The organism is Streptomyces sp. GQFP (assembly GCF_021545335.1).
Taxonomy (GTDB): domain Bacteria; phylum Actinomycetota; class Actinomycetes; order Streptomycetales; family Streptomycetaceae; genus Streptomyces.
The window spans coordinates 8,222,843-8,239,791 of record NZ_CP089312.1 but is presented as its reverse complement, the minus strand read 5'-3'; the positions used below and the strand labels follow the sequence as shown (position 1 = coordinate 8,239,791).

Below are 16,949 nucleotides of genomic sequence, written 5' to 3'. Positions count from 1 at the left end.
GCTCAGCGGAGGGGCTCAAGTTCGCCTCCGAGCGGGATCTCGCGGAAGGCGCCGTTGTCGACGATGACCGGCTCGACGGCGAACTTGCTGCCCCCCGTGGCCTTGCGCCACTGCCCCATGACCAGCGGCTCCGTGGACACGTTCTTCACCGGCCCGGATGTGAAGTCCAGCGGCCCGGCGACGGTGGTGAGCTTGGCCTTGCCGAGGGCGGCCGCCAGTTCCGTCCGGTCCTTGGGGTCGGAGGTCGCCTTCAGGGCGTGGACCGCGGCCTCGAAGAGCGCCATGTTGGACCCGATGACCTGGGTCCACTGCTTGCCCGTCGACTTCTCGTAGTCGTCGGCCAGTTGCCGGGCGGTCTGGTCGGTGAGGGTGGAGGTGAACGGGAACTGGGGCGACCACCAGAAGCCGGCGCTGAGACCGTGTCCGAGCGAGCCGAGCGCCTCGATCTGGGAGGGGAGGAGACCGGTCTTGGCGATGCTCGCGATGCGTGGACGGTAGCCCTGCTGCCGGGCCTGCTTCCAGAACGTGGCGAAGTCGGGCGGCAGCGGGAAGGTGTTGAAGATCTCCGCGTCCGCCTTCTTGAACGCCGCTATCTGCGCCGAGTAGTCGTTCGTCCCGTCCTCGTACGCCCCCGGGTCGACGATGGTGAACCCGCTCTTCTTCAGCTGGGGTCCGAGCCCCTGCCGGATCGCCTTGCCGTCGGGGTCGTTGGGCCACATGACGCCGACCCGCCGGTTGGTCTCCACCCCGCCCTTTGTCCACAGGGAGGTGTACGCGGCATGGAGCTCCGCGACGCCGATGAAGAAGTGGTACGTGTACGTGAACGGCTTCTCGGGCGTGGCGCCGCGGCCGAAGTACCAGGCCTCCCACGGCACGGCGGTCGACAGACACGGGATCTTGGCCGCCTCGCACGCGTCGGCGACGGGGTTGACCGTCTCCGGGGTGGAGGTGACGAGCATCAGATCGATCTTCTCGCTGTTGATCAGGTCGGCCGCGACCTGCGCGGCGGTCTGCGGACTCGACTGGCTGTCGCGGTCGATGATCTCGACGGAGTACTTCTTGCCGCCGATCCGCAGCCCGTCCTTGAAGGTGGTCCGCAGCTTCTTCATCAGGAACGCGTTCGCCTCGCCGAAGCCCGCGGCCGAGCCTGTGCTGGGCGAGACGTAACCGATCCGGAGCACCGAGTCGGTCTGCGCCGAGGACTCCTTGATGCCGCCGCAGGCGGTGAGCAGACCGCCTACGGTGAACAGACCGGCGGCTCCGGCCGTCCCCCGAATAATGGATCTTCGGGACAAATTGCCGTTCGCGGGTGTGCTCATGGGTGTACTCACGAATGCCTCCGGGGCACGTCGAGGGAGCGGAACCGAGGGTGGCGAAGCTGCTCGGGAAGCCGGAACCGGCGGCTGGAGTCGCCGGGGGAAGCCGGGACCGGCAGGGGAAAGCGGGCGGCGGGTTCCTTCGCGTCCCGGTAGGGCCGGACAGTGAGCCCGATATCAGGAACCCTGATGATGACCACGATGATGCACACGGCGACGCCGGATGACAAGGGTGTTGCCGAGACGTATCGGAGTCGCTCCTCGGGCGCCACCCACCCGGCGCCTCGGCGGGGAAAAGTTGCCGCACCGGCCTTGACGGGGCCCACTCGGTGGGCGTAATTCTTTCTCAGGTTTCCTGATATCCGAGCGGGGCGGCCCACACGCGAAGCACGCTTCGGCAGTGCCTTCCGGGGCCGGCCCGATCCACGACTCCGCAAAGTACTCGGGGGGAGCCGAGTGACTCTGCTGGCGCCGGTGTACTGGGCGGTTTCCCGGCGCCACTTCCTGGGCGCCGTGCTCGGCTTCATGGTCGGCGTGGCCATGGTCATGATGGGGAGCCTCGGCGTCACCACCGCCCTTTCCGCTGTGATCGTCCACGCGAAGCGGGAAGGCCCCTCGGCTGTCGCAACGCAGTAGGGCCCGCCGCCCCGAACCGGGCGGCGGGCCCTACGAGTTCGGCCTCAGGCCGTCGTCCACCACACCGTCGTGTCCGCCGGCAGCTTCGCCTCGTCGGCCACCACGGTCACCTCGGCGCTGGCGACCAGCACCTCCCCGTACGCCGGAATCGTGACCGCTTCGCCGCTCGTGTTCGCCGCGCACACGAACTGGCCGCGGCGGAAGGCGAGTACGCCCTGCGGCGCCTTCAGCCACTCCACCGAGTCGCCCGCGCCGAGGCCGGGGTGTTCGCGGCGGGCGGCGAGTGCCGTGCGGTACAGCTCCAAGGTGGAGCCGGGCGCCCCGGTCTGTGCCTCCACGCTCAGCTCGGCCCATTCCTCCGGCTGCGGAAGCCAGCTGCCGCCCGTGCCGAAGCCGTACGACGAGCCCTCTCGCGTCCACGGGATCGGGACCCGGCAGCCGTCGCGGAAGCCGTCCTGGCCCGCGCCGCGGAAGTAGGCCGGGTCCTGACGGACCTCGTCGGGAAGGTCCACGACGTCCGGGAGGCCCAACTCCTCGCCCTGGTAGACGTACGCCGAACCCGGGAGCGCCAGCATCAGCAGACTCGCCGCGCGTGCCCTGCGCAGGCCCAGGGCACGGTCTCCGGCGAGGCGGATCTGGGTGCCGAGGCCGGGCTCGTTGGCGAAGCGGGTGGCGTGGCGGGTCACGTCGTGGTTGGACAGGACCCAGGTGGCGGGGGCGGCTACCGGGCGCATCGCGTCCAAGGTGCGGTCGATGACGTTCTTCAGTTCCGTCGCGTCCCAATAGGTCGCCAGGTACTGGAAGTTGAACGCCTGGTGGAGTTCGTCCGGGCGGACGTAGTTCGCCGTACGCTCGATGGTCGGGGTCCAGGCCTCGGCCACGAAGATGCGCTCGCCCGCGTACTCGTCGAGGATCAGGCGCCATTCGCGGTAGATGGCGTGCACGCCGTCCTGGTCGAAGAACGGCATGACATCGTTGCCCAGAAGCTTGACCTGGTCGTGGGTTCCGAGGTCCGGGAGGCCCTCCGCCTTCACCAGGCCGTGGGCGACGTCGATACGGAATCCGTCGACGCCCATGTCCAGCCAGAAGCGGAGGACGGAGCGGAACTCGTCGCCCACCGCCGGGTGTTCCCAGTTGAAGTCGGGCTGCTCCGGCGCGAAGAGGTGCAGGTACCAGTCCCCCGGGGTGCCGTCCGGTTCCGTGATCCGCGTCCACGCCGGGCCGCCGAAGACGGACTCCCAGTCGTTGGGCGGGAGTTCGCCGTTCTCGCCCTTGCCGGGGCGGAAGTGGTAGCGGTCCCGGAGCGGTGAGCCGCAGCCCTCCGCTACCGCACGCTTGAACCACTCGTGCTGGTCGGAGGAGTGGTTGGGGACCAGGTCGACGATGATCCTGAGGTTCAGTTCGTGGGCGTCGCGGATCAGGGCGTCCGCGTCCAGGAGGTTGCCGAACATCGGGTCCACGGCCCGGTAGTCGGCGACGTCGTAGCCGGCGTCAGCCTGCGGGGAGGCGTAGAAGGGGCTGAGCCACACGGCGTCTACGCCCAGGTCGCGCAGGTACGGCAGGCGGGAGCGTACGCCTTCCAGGTCGCCCATGCCGTCGGCGTTGCTGTCGGCGAAGCTGCGGGGGTAGACCTGGTAGATGACCGCGTCGCGCCACCAGTCGGGGGTGGCGGCGACGTTGGTGGAGGTCGGGGCCGGAGCGGTGGAGTGCTGGCTCATAACGTCCTTGATACGTAACGGAGTTCGGGTCATGGGGTGGTTTCTGCTGGTTCGTCGAGCGACATGGGCGGCCCCCGGTGTCAGCGGGGTCGGATGGACACCGTGGGCCGCCGACCCGTACGGCTGAGCCGTACGGGAGTTGGTGTCAGCCCTTTGTGCCGCCCGCTGTCAGGCCCGCCACCAGGTTTTTCTGGACCAGGTAGAAGAAGGCCGAGACGGGTATCGCGACCAGTACCGCTGTGGCGGCCATCAGGTTGCGCTGGGCGTCGTGTTCGCTCACGAAGCTCTGGAGGCCGACCGCGAAGGTGTACTTCGTGTCCGACAGCATGAACGTCGAGGCGAAGGCGACCTCGCCGAACGCGGTGATGAAGCTGTAGAACGCGGCGACCGCCAGGCCCGGCTTGGCGAGCGGGAGGATCAGTCGCGCGAAGGTGCCGAAGGGGGTCAGCCCGTCGACGCGTCCCGCCTCGTCGATCTCGAAGGGGATCGTGTCGAAGTATCCCTTGAGCAGCCAGGCGCAGTACGGCACGGCCGTCGAGCAGTAGACCAGGATCAGCCCGAAGTAGTTGTCAATCAACTGGAGGTCGGACAGGATCTGGTACATCGGGACGATCAGTACGGCGATCGGGAACATCTGGGTCACCAGGAGCACCCACATGAACTTGCGGTAGCCGGGGAAGCGCATCCGGGACACCGCGTACCCCGTGGTCGCCGCGACCATCACCCCGATGACCGTCGTCCCCAGCGAGACGATCAGCGAACTCTTCATCCAGTCGAAGAAGTTGGTGTGCTGGAGGACGAACGAGTAGTTGTCGAGCGTCATCTTGTCCCAGATGCGCCCGGGGTGGAGATAGTCGTCCTTGTCCGGGCCGAGGGACAGGAAGAACAGCCAGGCGATCGGGAACAGCGCGATCAGGCTCGCGACGGTCAGGATGCCGTGGGAGGCGAGGGTCGTGACGAGGCCGCGCCGGCCGCGTCCCCCGGGCTGCGGGGTCACAGACGCTTCGGCCGGGTTCGTCGGCTCGGACTTCTGGGCTGTCATGGCACTCATGGGTACGGAAGCTCCTGCCTCAGTTCGCGAGCTGCTGCTCATTGCGGTTCAGCCAGCGGCGGTAGAAGGAGGTGAAGACGACGAGGATGGCCAGCAGCAGCATGCCGTAGGCCGCCGACTGCGCGAAGTCGCGCGGCTGTTGGCCGAAGCCGAGGTAGTAGGCCCAGGTCACGAGGATCTGCGCGTCGGGCGCGGTGGTGCCGAACAGCAGGAAGATCACGGCGAACTGGTTGAACGTCCAGATGATGCCGAGGAGTACGACCGTCGAGCTGACGGAGCGCAGGCCCGGCAGAGTGACGTACCAGAACTTCTGCCAGGCGCTCGCGCCGTCCATGTCCGCGGCCTCGTACAGGCTGGAGTCGATGGACTGGAGGCCGCCAAGGAGCGAGACCATCATGAACGGCACACCGCACCACGTGTTGACCATGATCGCGGCGAACCGCTGCCAGAAGGTGTCCTCCAGCCACAGCGGTGTCGGCAGGTGCACCGCGTCGAGCATCGAGTTGATGATGCCGCCGTCGGCGAGCATGAACCGCCAGCCGAAGACGGTGACGAAGGTGGGCACGGCCCACGGCAGGACCAGGATCAGCCGGTAGAAGGTGCGACCGCGCAGCTTCTGGTTGAGGAGGAGGGCGAGGCCCAGGCCGATGCAGTAGTGCAGGGTCACGCAGAGCGCGGTCCAGACGATCGTCCAGATGAAGTGCGACCAGAAGCGGTCGTACGCGGTGTCGCCCCACAGGATGTCGGCGTAGTTGTCGAGGCCGATGAACTTGTAGGTGGCGTCGATGTGGTTGACGCCGATCGTGCGGGCCGAGTTGAGGCTGTTGGCGTCCGTGAGCGTCAGATAGAAGCCGCGCACGAGCGGGTACAGCACGAGTCCGCCGAGCACGACGACCACGGGGGCGATCATCGCGTACGCGTACCAGTACCGCTGGTAGGCGTGCTTGAGACGATCGAGCCGTCCGGGCCGCTGCCCGGGCTCACCGCGGCGCTTGCCGGTCGCGCGGTCGATGGCGACTGTCATGGTTCGACACCTTCTGGAAGATCAGGGGGCTGCGGCACACACCGGTGGCCGTCGGAACCGGTCGGTTCCGACGGCCACGCGGGGTCACTTGCTGAAGTCCGGGACCAGCTTGGCGATCGCGGTCTCCGCGTTGCTCAGGCCCTTGTCCAGGGACTCCTTGCCGGCCGCGATCTGGGGCAGCTCGGTGTCGAGCGGGCCCCAGAGGGAGCTGTACTCGGGCAGGGCCGGGCGGGGCTGCGCGGCCGAGAGGACGCTCTGGTAACCGGCGATGCCCGGGTCGGCCTTGACCTCGGCGGTGTAGGCGTCGTCGCGGGTGGGCAGCGTGGAGTTCTTCAGGGCGATGGTCTCCTGGGACTTCGCCGAGGTCATGAAGTTGAGGAACTTCAGCGCGGCCTTCTGGTGCGCGGAGTCCGAACCGGCGTACACGGAGAGGTTGTGGCCGCCGGTCGGGGCGCCCGCCTTGCCGGTGGAGCCGGCCGGGACGGTGGCGATGCCGAGGTTGGCCTTGTCCTTGAACGCGGTGCCCTTGTAGAAGTTGGTGATCTCCCACGGGCCCTGGACGATCGCGGCGACCTTGCCGTTGACGAACGCGTCCTGGATGTGGGCGTAGGCGTCCGCGGTGGTGTCGGCCTTGTGCAGGCCCTTGCCGTCGAACAGGCCGAGCCAGGTCTCGTAACCCTTCTTGGCGGCGGCCGAGTTGACGGTGATCTTCTTCGCGGCTGCGTCGACGGTGTCGGTGCCCTCGCCGTAGAGGAAGTTCTGCGCGTAGTAGGCCTGGGTGGAGCCCCAGTAGCCGTCGACGCCGGTCTTGGTCTTGATGGTGGCGGCGGCCGTCTTCAGGTCGGCCCAGGTCTTCGGGGCCTCGGTGATACCGGCCTTCTCGAAGAGTTCCTTGTTGTAGACCAGCGCGAGGGTGTCGGTGACGATCGGGACGCCGTACGTCTTGCCGTCGTACTTGGCCTGCTCGATCAGGCTGGGCTGGAACTTGGCCTCGTCGGCGAGGGCCTCGGTGCCGTCGAGCGGCAGGAAGTAGCCCTTCTTGGCGAAGGCGGGGGTCCAGCCGACCTCGGAGCGCAGCACGTCCGGGGCGCCCGAGGCCGCGGCGGCGGTGTCGAACTTGTTCTGGGCCTGGTCGAAGGGGACGTTGACGTACTTGACCTTGATGTCCTTGTTGGCGGCCTCGAACTCCTTGACCAGGGCCTGGTACGTCGGTGCCTCGTTGGTGGCGTTCGTGGTGTCCCACCAGGTGATGGTGACCGGGCCGTCGGCCTTGTCGCTGCCGCTGTCGTCTCCGCCGCAGGCCGTCGCCGCGAGGGCGATGGACGCCACCAGCGCGGTGGCCGCTATGCCACGCCGCATGAGTTCTCCTTGAGGGTGAAAGCCCGTGTACTGGCGGTAACGGCCCCGTCCGCCGTTTCCACCGATGTGCCGGCCGCTTCGTTGCCGCCGCCGGGCGACGTGAACGTAACAGCCGTGTAAGCGTTACGAAAGACCTTGCAGAAAAAAAGTGCAAGAACCGACGACAGTTACCGTGCCGTGACCCGTCCGACACCGCCCCGAGCTCGCCTCGAACCCCTCCCGTACCCGCCCTGACCCCGCACTGGGCCTGCTCTCTACCGTCGATCAGCACGATCCGGGACTCTTGTGCAAGACTCTGCAAGCTCTTGCCAACCAGGCCCGACCAGAACACCGAGGGAGCGCGATGACGCAGCAACCCCCAGCGGCAGGCGGCCGTTCCGGCCGTCCGGTGGGCCGTCCGACCGCCCGTGCCCGACGGATGTTCGGTGGGCAAGGGGAGGGGCGGCCGGTACAGTCCAGCCCTGTGACCACACGGCTTGCCGACATCGCCGCCCAGGCGGGGGTGAGCGAAGCGACGGTCAGCCGGGTCCTCAACGGGAAGCCGGGCGTCGCCGCCACCACCCGCCAGTCCGTGCTCGCCGCCCTCGACGTACTGGGCTACGAGCGCCCCGTCCGGCTGCGGCAGCGCAGCGAGGGCCTGGTGGGCCTCATCACCCCGGAGCTGGAGAACCCGATCTTCCCGGCCCTGGCGCAGGTCATCGGCCAGGCCCTGACCCGGCAGGGTTACACCCCGGTCCTGGCCACCCAGACGCCCGGCGGCTCCACGGAGGACGAGCTGACGGAGATGCTCGTCGACCGGGGCGTGGCCGGCATCATCTTCGTCTCCGGACTGCACGCGGACACCTCCGCCGACATGCAGCGCTACGAGCAACTGCGCGCCCAGGGCGTGCCGTTCGTGCTGGTCGACGGCTTCTCCCCCAAGGTGCAGGCGCCGTTCATCTCCCCCGACGACCGCGCGGCGATGAACCTCGCGGTCACGCACCTCGTCTCGCTCGGCCACACCAACATCGGTCTCGCGCTCGGCCCGAAGCGTTTCGTGCCGGTGCAGCGCAAGATCGAGGGCTTCGTCCGCACGATGCAGGACCTGCTGGGTCTGACGGCTCAGGACGTCGAGACACGTCTCGTCCAGCACTCGCTGTACACGCTCGAGGGCGGTCAGGCAGCGACCACGGCGCTCATCGACCGCGACTGTACGGCGGTGGTGTGCGCGAGCGACATGATGGCGCTGGGCGCGATACGGGCGGCCCGGCAGCGCGGTCTGGAGGTCCCCCGGGACATCTCGGTCGTGGGCTTCGACGACTCCCCCCTGATCGCCTTCACCGACCCGCCCCTCACGACCGTACGCAAGCCGGTCCCGGCGATGGGCCAGGCCGCCGTACGCACGTTGCTGGAGGAGATCGGCGGTACGCCCGCCCCGCACAGCGAGTTCGTGTTCATGCCTGAGCTGGTGGTTCGGGGTTCGACGGCCTCGGCCCCTGGGGAACGTACTCGTTCCTAGGTAGGAGTTCGGGGCGCCTCCCCTGCCGTAGAACGTGCGGGTCGTACAGGACCAGGGGATGATCTGGAAGGGGGCCGTATCTGGCAGACTCTGTGCCCATGGGTGAGACGACCGTGACGACGAAGGAAGGCCATGACATGGCCGCTCCGCACTCTGTCGCGGGCCAAGCTGGCCAAGCGGACCCGGCAGACGCAACGGACGCCACGAACGCGCCGGACGAGGTGAACGGCCGCGCGGGCAATACCTTCCTGCGCAGGCTCCGCGCTCCGCGCCGGCCGCGGCTGTGGTTCGAGATCCTGCTGATCGCGGTCAGTTACTGGACGTATTCGCTCATCCGCAACGCGGTACCGGAGCAGAAGGCCGAGGCGCTGCGCAACGCGGACTGGATCTGGAAGACCGAGCACAGCCTGGGCATCGCCTTCGAGGAATCGGTCAACCACGCGATCAACTCGGTGACTTGGCTGATCGTGGGCATGAACTACTACTACGCGACGCTGCACTTCGTCGTCACGCTCGGTGTTCTCGTGTGGCTGTACCGCAGTCACCCGGGCCGGTACGCGGCAACACGTCTGACCCTCTTCGCGACCACGGTCGTCGCACTGGTCGGTTACTACCTGTATCCGCTGGCCCCGCCCCGGCTGATGAACGGCGGCGACTTCGTCGACACGGTGATGATCCACCACACCTGGGGTTCGATGGCCTCCGGCGACCTCAAGCACATGTCGAACCAGTACGCGGCGATGCCGTCGATGCACATCGGCTGGTCCACCTGGGCCGGTCTGACGATCTTCGCCCTGGCGACCGTCCCGTGGGTGCGCGTCCTCGGTCTGCTCTACCCGATGGCCACCCTGCTGGTGATCGTCGCCACCGCCAACCACTTCTGGCTGGACGCGGTGGGCGGCCTCATGTGCCTGAGCTTCGGCTTCCTGGTGGCCCGCCTCTGGTACGGCAGCCTCCCGTACGCCCTCCCGAAGCTGGTCCCGGTGCAGGGGCAGGGCGGGCCGCTGCTCCCGGTCAAGCCATAGCCGGCTGACCGGGGCGGCTTCTACACGGACGCGGCCCCGTAGAACAGCGTGTCCACGACGCTCCGGGCCCGTCGGGTGGTCCTGCGGTACGCGTCGATCATGTCGCCGACATGCCCCGGCCCGTACCCCAGATACCGCCCCACGGCGCCCAGTTCACGCCCGTCGGAGGGGAAGGTGTCCCCGGCCCGCCCGCGCACCAGCATCACGGCGTTGCGCACCCGGGTGGCCAGGACCCATGCCTCGTCCAGTATCGCGGCGTCCTCGCCGGAGATGAGATCGGCGGCGCAGGCCGCGGCGAGGGCTTCGCGGGTACGGGTGGTCCGCAGCCCGGGTTCGGCCCAGCCGTGCTGGAGTTGCAGCAGCTGGACGGTCCACTCCACGTCCGAGAGGCCGCCCCGCCCGAGCTTGGTGTGCAGGGTCGGATCGGCGCCACGAGGCATCCGCTCCGACTCCATCCGTGCCTTCAGCCGCCGGATCTCGCGCACCGCGTCGTCGCCGAGCCCCTCCGCCGGGTAGCGCAGCGGGTCGATCAGCTCGATGAAGCGGCGCCCCAACTCCAGGTCTCCGGCGACGACTTCGGCCCGCAGTAGCGCTTGTGACTCCCAGACGAGGGACCAACGGCGGTAGTAGGCCTCGTACGAGGTCAGGGTGCGCACGGTCGGCCCGGACTTGCCCTCGGGGCGCAGATCCGCGTCGATGAGCAACGGCGGGTCGGAGCTGGGTACTTGGAGCAGTCGGCGCATCTCGGACACCACGGCGTTGGCGGCCTTGGCGGCCTCCTCCTCGCCGACGCCCTCCCGGGCCTCGTGCACGAAGAGCACATCGGCGTCGGAGCCGTAACCCAGCTCGTGTCCGCCGAAGCGGCCCATGCCGATCACCGCGAACCGGGTGGGCAGGGTGTCGCCCCACCCATCTCGCACGACAGCCCTCAGGGTCCCGGCGATGGTCGCCGCCGTGATGTCGGAGAGTGCGCCGCCGACCAGGTCCACGAGGGCGCCCTGGTCGGCCTGGGCGGGCGACTGCTCGGTGCCGTAGGAGCCGACGATGTCGGCGGCGGCCGTACGGAAGAGTTCGCGTCGGCGGACACCGCGGGCGGCGTACACGCCCTGTTCGCCGGTTTCGGAGCGTCCGACGGCGGCCAGTATCTCCTGCTCCAGGTGGTCGCGTTCGCGGGGCTCCAGCTGGCCTCCGCCGTCACCGTCGCCGAGGAGCGCGACGGCCTCGGGGGCCCGCATGAGCAGGTCGGGGGCGAGACGCCCGGCGGACAGGACGCGGGCGAGGTTCTCGGCGGCGGCGCCTTCGTCCCTCAACAGCCGTAGATACCAAGGGGTTCGGCCGAGCGCGTCCGACACCTTGCGGAAGTTGAGCAGTCCGGCGTCCGGGTCGGCGGAGTCGGCGAACCAGCCCAACAGGACGGGCAGCAACGTACGTTGGATGGCGGCCTTCCGGCTCACCCCACTCGCCAACGCCTCCAGGTGCCGCAGGGCGGCGGCCGGATCGGCGTACCCGAGCGCGACCAGCCGCTCCCGGGCCGCACCGGTGCTCAACCTGCTCTCGCCGGGGGCGAGTTGGGCGACGGCGTCGAGCAGCGGCCGGTAGAAGAGCTTCTCGTGCAGCCGCCGTACGACGGACGCGTGCCGCTTCCACTCCCGGTTCAGCTCGGCGACGGGGTCGGTGCGCAGCCCCAACGACCGCCCGATGCGCCGCAGATCGGCCTCGCCCTCGGGGACGAGATGGGTGCGCCGGAGCCGGAACAGCTGGATCCGGTGCTCCATGGACCGCAGGAACCGATAGGCGTCGTCGAGCTGTAGGGCATCGGCACGCCCGACGTACCCACCGGCGGCGAGCGCGTTCAGCGCGTCGAGAGTGGTCCCGCTCCGCAGGGAGGTGTCGGCCCGCCCGTGCACCAACTGGAGGAGCTGCACGGCGAATTCGACGTCGCGCAGACCACCGGGCCCGAGCTTCAGCTCCCGCTCGACCTCGGCGATGGGAATGTTCTCGACGACCCGACGGCGCATCTTCTGCACGTCGTTGACGAAGTTCTCGCGCTCGGCGGCATGCCAGACGAGGGGGGCGAGCGCGGCGACGTACTCCGCCCCCAGCTCGACGTCACCGGCGACCGGCCGGGCCTTCAACAGGGCCTGGAACTCCCAGGTCTTGGCCCAGCGCTGGTAGTAAGCGAGATGGCTACTAAGCGTCCGCACGAGCGGGCCGTTACGCCCCTCGGGCCGCAGATTGGCGTCGACGGGCCAGATGCTGCCCTCGATGGTGGTCTCGGAGCAGATCCGCATGAGATGGGAGGCAAGCCGGGTGGCGGCGCGCAGCGCCTTGCCCTCATCGGCCCCCTCAACAGCCTCCCCCACAAAAATGACATCGACGTCGGAGACGTAGTTCAGCTCGTGGCCACCGCACTTGCCCATGGCGATGACGGCGAGCCGGCAGATCGAGGCGTCCTCGGGTGCGGCGGTCCGGGCGATGGCGAGGGCGGCGCGCAGGGTCGCGGTGGCGAGGTCGGCCAGTTCGGCGGCGGTCTCGGCGATGTCGGTCGTACCGCACACGTCGCGGGCGGCGATGGACAGCAGGCAGCGCCGGTAGGCGACGCGCAGCGAGACGGGGTCGGTGGCCTCGGCGAGCCCGCGTTCGAACTCCTCCACTCCGGGGTGGAGGTCCCGGGGCTCGTACATGACGAGGGCGTGCCAGTCGCGTGGATGCCGGATGAGGTGATCCCCGAGGGCGGCGGAGGCGCCGAGCACGCCGAGCAGCCGGTCGCGCAGCGGCTTGGCCGCTATCACCGTGTCCAGCAGCTCGTGCCGTGCGGTCCGCCCGTCCTGCGCCTCGACGAGCCGGACGAGCCCGAGCAGCGCGAGATCCGGGTCGGCGGTCGCGCCCAGCGCGTCGAGCAGCACCGGGTCGTCCCGCAGGGAGGCCAGCCCGGCACTCTCGAGGAGCCGCTCGGCCCCGGAGGGATCGGTGAAGCCGTGCCGCAGCAGCCGCGTGAAGGTACTGCTCCTGCGCCCCGGCGCCATCATCCTGGGCCTCCCGTCGGACCAGCGGATCAAGGTCGTACGGCCATGAGCCTAACCGGAGAGGCCGCTGGAAGCGCCGGCCGGACCGGAGCGATGTCCACTGGTGGGACCGATGATTTCCGCCGCCGTACGGGGTCAGCCCTACGACGGGACCACCGACGTCGAGGAGGCACCCCATGTCCGGCACGACTGCCCCGCAGACCCGGCTCGACCCCCGCTACAGCGACGAGACCGCCACCCCTCCCCCGTGGCCCGAGACAGAAGCACGGCTCAGCTCCGCAGAACTCTTCTGGATCTCGACGGTACGACCCGACGGCCGCCCCCACGTCACCCCACTGCCCGCGATCTGGTCGCACGGCGCGCTGCACTTCTGCACGGGCCCCGAGGAACGCAAGGCCCGCAACCTCGCCCAGAACCCGCAGGTCGTGCTGACGACGGGCACCAACACCTGGGACAAGGGCTACGACCTGGTGGTGGAGGGCGAGGCCGTACGGGTGTCGGACGACGACCGTCTGCGCGAGCTGGCCGCGGCCTGGGAGGCCAAATACGGCAGCTTCTGGCACTTCGAGGTGCGGGACGGTCACTTCCAGCACGGCTCCGGACACGCTGTGGTCTTTTCGGTGGCGCCCCGCACGGTTTTCGGCTTCGGTAAGGGGGAGCCGTTCAGCCAGACGCGCTGGCGGTTCGACTGAGGGCCCTGAGCGCCCTGAGCGCCCGTCAAGGACGACGTGAAGCGATCTGGAGGACTGCCATGCAGTACACGCTGGAAGTGATCCCGCTGCCCGTGAGCGACATCGACCGGGCCCGCGACTTCTACCGCGACAAGGCCGGTTTCCACGTCGACATCGACCAGGAGGTCATGCCGGGAATGCGCATCGTCCAGCTCACGCCACCCGGCTCGGGCTGTTCGATCGCCCTCGGCGACACCGTCTGGGAGACGATGGACGGCCCCACCCCGGCCCCGGGCTCGTACCAGGGCCTCCAGCTGTGCGTCCCCGACATCAAGGCGGCCCACGCCGAACTGACGGAACGCGGCCTGGAGGTCTCGGAACCGATGCAGTACTCCCCGGACGACGGCGCGACCTTCATGTACTTCAAGGACCCGGACGGGAATGGCTGGGCGATCCAGGAGTACCGAGTGCGGGCACAGAAGCCCCTGCACGAGCTGCTCGGCGAACTGGCGGCGCGCCCCTAAAGGGGGCGCAGCCCCCCTTTAGGGGCGCGGGGAACTGCGCGACAAGCCCCCCCCCGGCCGCAGCAGGGGAAAGCGGCCGGTGGACCCCAAAACAGCCCCTAAAGAACCGGCAGATTCTTCCGCAGCTCGAACGCGGTCACCTCGGACCGGTACTCCTCCCACTCCTGCCGCTTGTTCCGCAGGAAGAAGTCGAACACGTGTTCACCAAGCGTCTCGGCGACCAGTTCGCTGCGCTCCATCAGCGTGAGCGCCTCCCCCAGGTTCTGGGGCAGCGGCTCGATGCCCATCGCGCGGCGCTCCGCGTCCGAGAGGGCCCATACGTCGTCGTCGGCGCCCGGGGGCAGTTCGTAGCCCTCCTCGATGCCCTTGAGGCCGGCGGCCAGCAGGACGGCGTACGCCAGGTACGGGTTCGCGCCCGAGTCCAGGGAGCGGACCTCCACGCGCGCGGAGCCCGTCTTGCCGGGCTTGTACATCGGAACGCGGACCAGGGCCGAGCGGTTGTTGTGGCCCCAACAGATGTACGAGGGGGCCTCGCCGCCGGCGCCCGCCGTGCGCTCCGAGCCGCCCCAGATGCGCTTGTACGAGTTGACCCACTGGTTGGTGATGGCGGCGATCTCCGCCGAGTGCTTCAGCAGGCCCGCGATGAAGGAGCGGCCGACCTTGGAGAGCTGGTACTCCGAGCCCGACTCGTAGAACGCGTTGCGGTCGCCCTCGAAGAGGGAGAGGTGCGTGTGCATGCCCGAGCCGGGGTGCTCGCTGAACGGCTTCGGCATGAACGTCGCGTTCACGCCCTGCTCCAGCGCCACCTGCTTCATGACCAGGCGGAACGTCATGATGTTGTCCGCCGTGGAGAGCGCGTCGGCGTAGCGGAGGTCGATCTCCTGCTGGCCGGGGGCACCCTCGTGGTGGGAGAACTCGACCGAGATGCCCATCGACTCCAGCATCGTGATGGCCTGGCGACGGAAGTCCTGGCCGACGTGGGTCGGGGTGTGGTCGAAGTAGCCGGAGTTGTCGGCCGGGGTCGGGCGGGTGCCGTCGAGCGGCTTGTCCTTCAGGAGGAAGAACTCGATCTCCGGGTGGGTGTAGAAGGTGAAGCCCAGGTCGGAGCCGCGGGTGAGGGCGCGCTTGAGTACGTAGCGCGGGTCCGCGAAGGACGGCGAGCCGTCCGGCATGAGGATGTCGCAGAACATCCGGGCCGTACCGGGGGCCTCCGCGCGCCACGGGAGGATCTGGAACGTCGACGGGTCCGGCTTGGCGATCATGTCGGACTCGTATACGCGAGCGAATCCCTCGATCGCGGAGCCGTCGAAACCGATGCCCTCGTCGAAGGCCTGCTCCAGCTCCGCCGGGGCCACGGCCACGGACTTGAGGAAGCCCAGCACGTCCGTGAACCACAGCCGGACGAACCGGATGTCACGCTCCTCCAACGTCCGGAGCACGAACTCCTGCTGCTTGTCCATCTTCCGCTTCCCCATCCTTGCTGGTCAGGCCGCCTGTCTCCCGCACCACGGAAGGCGGTCGGGCACCTGAGCATCCCACCACAACAGCATTTCATGCGCGTTGCGCACCTTGATCGTCCAGCCGACCTCGGAGTGAACGCCTCACGTACGGCGGGTGGACCGCTCTGCAGCCCATCTTGCCTGTTCGCGGCGATATCCGTAATGGGCGACCACCGACCGGAACCGTTGCGGGCCATCGGGGCCGACGATCAGCCGCCACGGATTACGATCAGGGGACCGACCGTCCCTTTCCCCGTCCCTTTCCCCAGAAGGATCGATCCCATGGGTTCCGCCAAGAAGAGCGCCAAAGACAGCGGCAGCGGCAGCGCGGCGCGCAAGGCGCGCATAGAGGAGATGCGGCGCGCCGAGCGCTCGCGCGAGCGCCGGAACCGGATCCTCACGATCGGCGTGAGCGTCGTCATAGTGGCCGGCCTCGTGGTCGGTGCGACGGTCCTCGTGCGGTCGCAGTCCGACGACGACAGCAGCACCGCCGCGAGCGACTCCAAGGGCACGGGCAAGTTCGTCACCGGCGCGGACGGCGTCAAGACCTGGGACACGAAGCTCACCCAGAACCACGTCACCAAGACCGTGAACTACCCGATGGAGCCCCCGGTCGGCGGCGACCACAACGCGGTCTGGATGAACTGCAACGGCGACGTCTACACCAAGGCGATCAACAACATGAACGCCGTGCACTCGCTGGAGCACGGCGCCGTGTGGGTGACGTACAACAGCAAGGCGTCGAAGACCGACATCGACGCGCTCGCGGCCAAGGTGAAGAAGACGCCGTACACGCTGATGAGCCCGGACGACAAGCAGGCCGACCCGATCATGCTCTCCGCGTGGGGCAAGCAGCGCACGGTGACCAGCGCCACCGACCCGAACGTGGACAAGTTCTTCTCGGAGTTCGTCCAGGGCGACCAGACCCCCGAGCCGGGCGCCGCCTGCACGAACGGGCTGTCGCAGTGATGCGCGCGCCCTGGATCGCCGGTGCCGCCGTGACGGCGCTCATCGCGGCGGGCGCGATCACCTACGCGGTCGCCGACGGCGACGACTCCGGGATGACGGCGCCCGCCGCCGACTCCGCGGACGCCGGGTTCGCCCGTGACATGGCCGTCCATCACCAGCAGGCCGTCGAGATGTCGTACATCGTGCGCGACCGGACGGACAACGAGGAGATCAGGCGCCTCGCGTACGACATCTCGCAGACGCAGGCCAACCAGCGCGGCATGCTGCTGGGCTGGCTCGACCTGTGGGAGCTGCCGAAGGTGTCCTCGGACGCGCCGATGTCCTGGATGGACATGGCGGGCATGGCCGACGGCAAGGACGGCGCGCTGATGCCGGGCATGGCGACCAACACCGAGCTGACGAAGCTGGGCAAGCTCAGCGGCAAGCAGGCCGAGGTCTTCTACCTCCAGCTGATGACCGAGCACCACCAGGGCGGTGTCCACATGGCCCAGGGGTGTGTGGAGCGGTGCGAGGTGGGGGTCGAGAAGCGGCTCGCGCAGGGCATGGTCGACGCGCAGGAGTCGGAGATCTCCCTGATGGCGGGGATGTTGAAGGAGCGCGGCGCCAAGGCGCTTTCCTGAGCGCGCAGTCGGG

General features: G+C 68.8%; 14 protein-coding genes. 7 read left to right on the top strand and 7 right to left on the bottom strand.

The features are described 5' to 3' along the window. Positions 1-2: 2 nt before the first annotated feature. Positions 3-1,319 carry an ABC transporter substrate-binding protein gene (locus LUX31_RS37095; protein ID WP_235479685.1) on the bottom strand — a complete coding sequence of 439 codons (1,317 nt, stop codon included), beginning with the start codon at positions 1,317-1,319 and terminating at the stop codon, positions 3-5. Positions 1,320-1,772: 453 nt separating this feature from the next. Here LUX31_RS37095 and LUX31_RS37090 point away from each other — a divergent pair, with 453 nt between their 5' ends. Further along, positions 1,773-1,952, top strand: a complete 180-nt coding sequence (locus tag LUX31_RS37090; protein ID WP_235479684.1) for a hypothetical protein — start codon at positions 1,773-1,775, stop codon at positions 1,950-1,952. Positions 1,953-1,996: 44 nt separating this feature from the next. On the opposite strand, the gene LUX31_RS37085 is transcribed toward LUX31_RS37090, so the two are convergent. The 4 genes from LUX31_RS37085 to LUX31_RS37070 all read right to left on the bottom strand — a co-directional run bounded on the left by LUX31_RS37085 (position 1,997) and on the right by LUX31_RS37070 (position 7,104). Continuing rightward, positions 1,997-3,670 (bottom strand): glycoside hydrolase family 13 protein, encoded by a 1,674-nt coding sequence (locus LUX31_RS37085; RefSeq protein WP_235479683.1) that lies wholly within the window; start codon positions 3,668-3,670, stop codon positions 1,997-1,999. Positions 3,671-3,815: 145 nt separating this feature from the next. Next, the gene (locus LUX31_RS37080) at positions 3,816-4,721 is read right to left on the bottom strand and encodes a sugar ABC transporter permease (RefSeq protein ID WP_443046036.1); all 906 of its coding nucleotides are present in this window, start codon (positions 4,719-4,721) and stop codon (positions 3,816-3,818) included. Positions 4,722-4,740: 19 nt separating this feature from the next. Beyond that, the gene (locus LUX31_RS37075) at positions 4,741-5,745 is read right to left on the bottom strand and encodes a carbohydrate ABC transporter permease (protein WP_235479682.1); all 1,005 of its coding nucleotides are present in this window, start codon (positions 5,743-5,745) and stop codon (positions 4,741-4,743) included. A gap of 84 nt (positions 5,746-5,829) precedes the next feature. Next, entirely contained in the window at positions 5,830-7,104 is a 1,275-nt protein-coding gene (locus tag LUX31_RS37070; protein ID WP_235479681.1) for an extracellular solute-binding protein, read from the bottom strand. Positions 7,105-7,567: 463 nt separating this feature from the next. Between LUX31_RS37070 and LUX31_RS37065 the strand changes: the two genes are divergently transcribed. Together LUX31_RS37065 and LUX31_RS37060 are read left to right on the top strand one after the other, a co-directional pair. Continuing rightward, the gene (locus LUX31_RS37065) at positions 7,568-8,602 is read left to right on the top strand and encodes a LacI family DNA-binding transcriptional regulator (RefSeq protein ID WP_268828249.1); all 1,035 of its coding nucleotides are present in this window, start codon (positions 7,568-7,570) and stop codon (positions 8,600-8,602) included. A 98-nt stretch (positions 8,603-8,700) separates the two neighbouring features. Continuing rightward, positions 8,701-9,627, top strand: a complete 927-nt coding sequence (locus LUX31_RS37060; RefSeq protein WP_235479680.1) for a phosphatase PAP2 family protein — start codon at positions 8,701-8,703, stop codon at positions 9,625-9,627. Between the two features lie 20 nt (positions 9,628-9,647). Here the strand turns inward: LUX31_RS37060 and LUX31_RS37055 are convergent, their stop codons facing one another. After that, a complete protein-coding gene (locus tag LUX31_RS37055) occupies positions 9,648-12,656 on the bottom strand; it encodes a bifunctional [glutamine synthetase] adenylyltransferase/[glutamine synthetase]-adenylyl-L-tyrosine phosphorylase (protein WP_235479679.1) in 3,009 nt (1,002 codons plus the stop codon). A 173-nt stretch (positions 12,657-12,829) separates the two neighbouring features. Between LUX31_RS37055 and LUX31_RS37050 the strand changes: the two genes are divergently transcribed. Beyond that, positions 12,830-13,345: a pyridoxamine 5'-phosphate oxidase family protein gene (locus LUX31_RS37050; RefSeq protein ID WP_235479678.1), complete on the top strand. Its 516-nt coding sequence runs from the start codon at positions 12,830-12,832 to the stop codon at positions 13,343-13,345. A gap of 59 nt (positions 13,346-13,404) precedes the next feature. Beyond that, positions 13,405-13,848 carry a VOC family protein gene (locus tag LUX31_RS37045; RefSeq protein ID WP_235479677.1) on the top strand — a complete coding sequence of 148 codons (444 nt, stop codon included), beginning with the start codon at positions 13,405-13,407 and terminating at the stop codon, positions 13,846-13,848. Between the two features lie 98 nt (positions 13,849-13,946). On the opposite strand, the gene LUX31_RS37040 is transcribed toward LUX31_RS37045, so the two are convergent. Continuing rightward, on the bottom strand, positions 13,947-15,308 hold the full coding sequence (locus LUX31_RS37040) for a glutamine synthetase family protein (RefSeq protein ID WP_235479676.1): 1,362 nt from the start codon (positions 15,306-15,308) through the stop codon (positions 13,947-13,949). A gap of 321 nt (positions 15,309-15,629) precedes the next feature. On the opposite strand from LUX31_RS37040, the gene LUX31_RS37035 reads away from it, so the two are divergent. Together LUX31_RS37035 and LUX31_RS37030 are read left to right on the top strand one after the other, a co-directional pair. After that, positions 15,630-16,316 (top strand): DUF3105 domain-containing protein, encoded by a 687-nt coding sequence (locus LUX31_RS37035; protein ID WP_235479675.1) that lies wholly within the window; start codon positions 15,630-15,632, stop codon positions 16,314-16,316. Beyond that, a complete protein-coding gene (locus LUX31_RS37030; protein WP_235479674.1) occupies positions 16,316-16,936 on the top strand; it encodes a DUF305 domain-containing protein in 621 nt (206 codons plus the stop codon). The genes LUX31_RS37035 and LUX31_RS37030 overlap by 1 nt, the downstream gene beginning before the upstream one ends. Positions 16,937-16,949 lie beyond the last annotated feature (13 nt).

What these genes read in the sequence shown, in the direction of transcription:
- LUX31_RS37055 (WP_235479679.1), bottom strand. Translation starts at nt 12,656, where the DNA reads ATGATGGCGCCGGGGCGCAGGAGCAGTACCTTCACGCGGCTGCTGCGG.
- LUX31_RS37095 (WP_235479685.1), bottom strand. Translation starts at nt 1,319, where the DNA reads ATGAGCACACCCGCGAACGGCAATTTGTCCCGAAGATCCATTATTCGG.
- LUX31_RS37050 (WP_235479678.1), top strand. Translation starts at nt 12,830, where the DNA reads ATGTCCGGCACGACTGCCCCGCAGACCCGGCTCGACCCCCGCTACAGC.
- LUX31_RS37085 (WP_235479683.1), bottom strand. Translation starts at nt 3,670, where the DNA reads ATGAGCCAGCACTCCACCGCTCCGGCCCCGACCTCCACCAACGTCGCC.
- LUX31_RS37080 (WP_443046036.1), bottom strand. Translation starts at nt 4,721, where the DNA reads ATGAGTGCCATGACAGCCCAGAAGTCCGAGCCGACGAACCCGGCCGAA.
- LUX31_RS37070 (WP_235479681.1), bottom strand. Translation starts at nt 7,104, where the DNA reads ATGCGGCGTGGCATAGCGGCCACCGCGCTGGTGGCGTCCATCGCCCTC.
- LUX31_RS37045 (WP_235479677.1), top strand. Translation starts at nt 13,405, where the DNA reads ATGCAGTACACGCTGGAAGTGATCCCGCTGCCCGTGAGCGACATCGAC.
- LUX31_RS37030 (WP_235479674.1), top strand. Translation starts at nt 16,316, where the DNA reads ATGCGCGCGCCCTGGATCGCCGGTGCCGCCGTGACGGCGCTCATCGCG.
- LUX31_RS37035 (WP_235479675.1), top strand. Translation starts at nt 15,630, where the DNA reads ATGGGTTCCGCCAAGAAGAGCGCCAAAGACAGCGGCAGCGGCAGCGCG.
- LUX31_RS37060 (WP_235479680.1), top strand. Translation starts at nt 8,701, where the DNA reads ATGGGTGAGACGACCGTGACGACGAAGGAAGGCCATGACATGGCCGCT.
- LUX31_RS37075 (WP_235479682.1), bottom strand. Translation starts at nt 5,745, where the DNA reads ATGACAGTCGCCATCGACCGCGCGACCGGCAAGCGCCGCGGTGAGCCC.
- LUX31_RS37040 (WP_235479676.1), bottom strand. Translation starts at nt 15,308, where the DNA reads ATGGACAAGCAGCAGGAGTTCGTGCTCCGGACGTTGGAGGAGCGTGAC.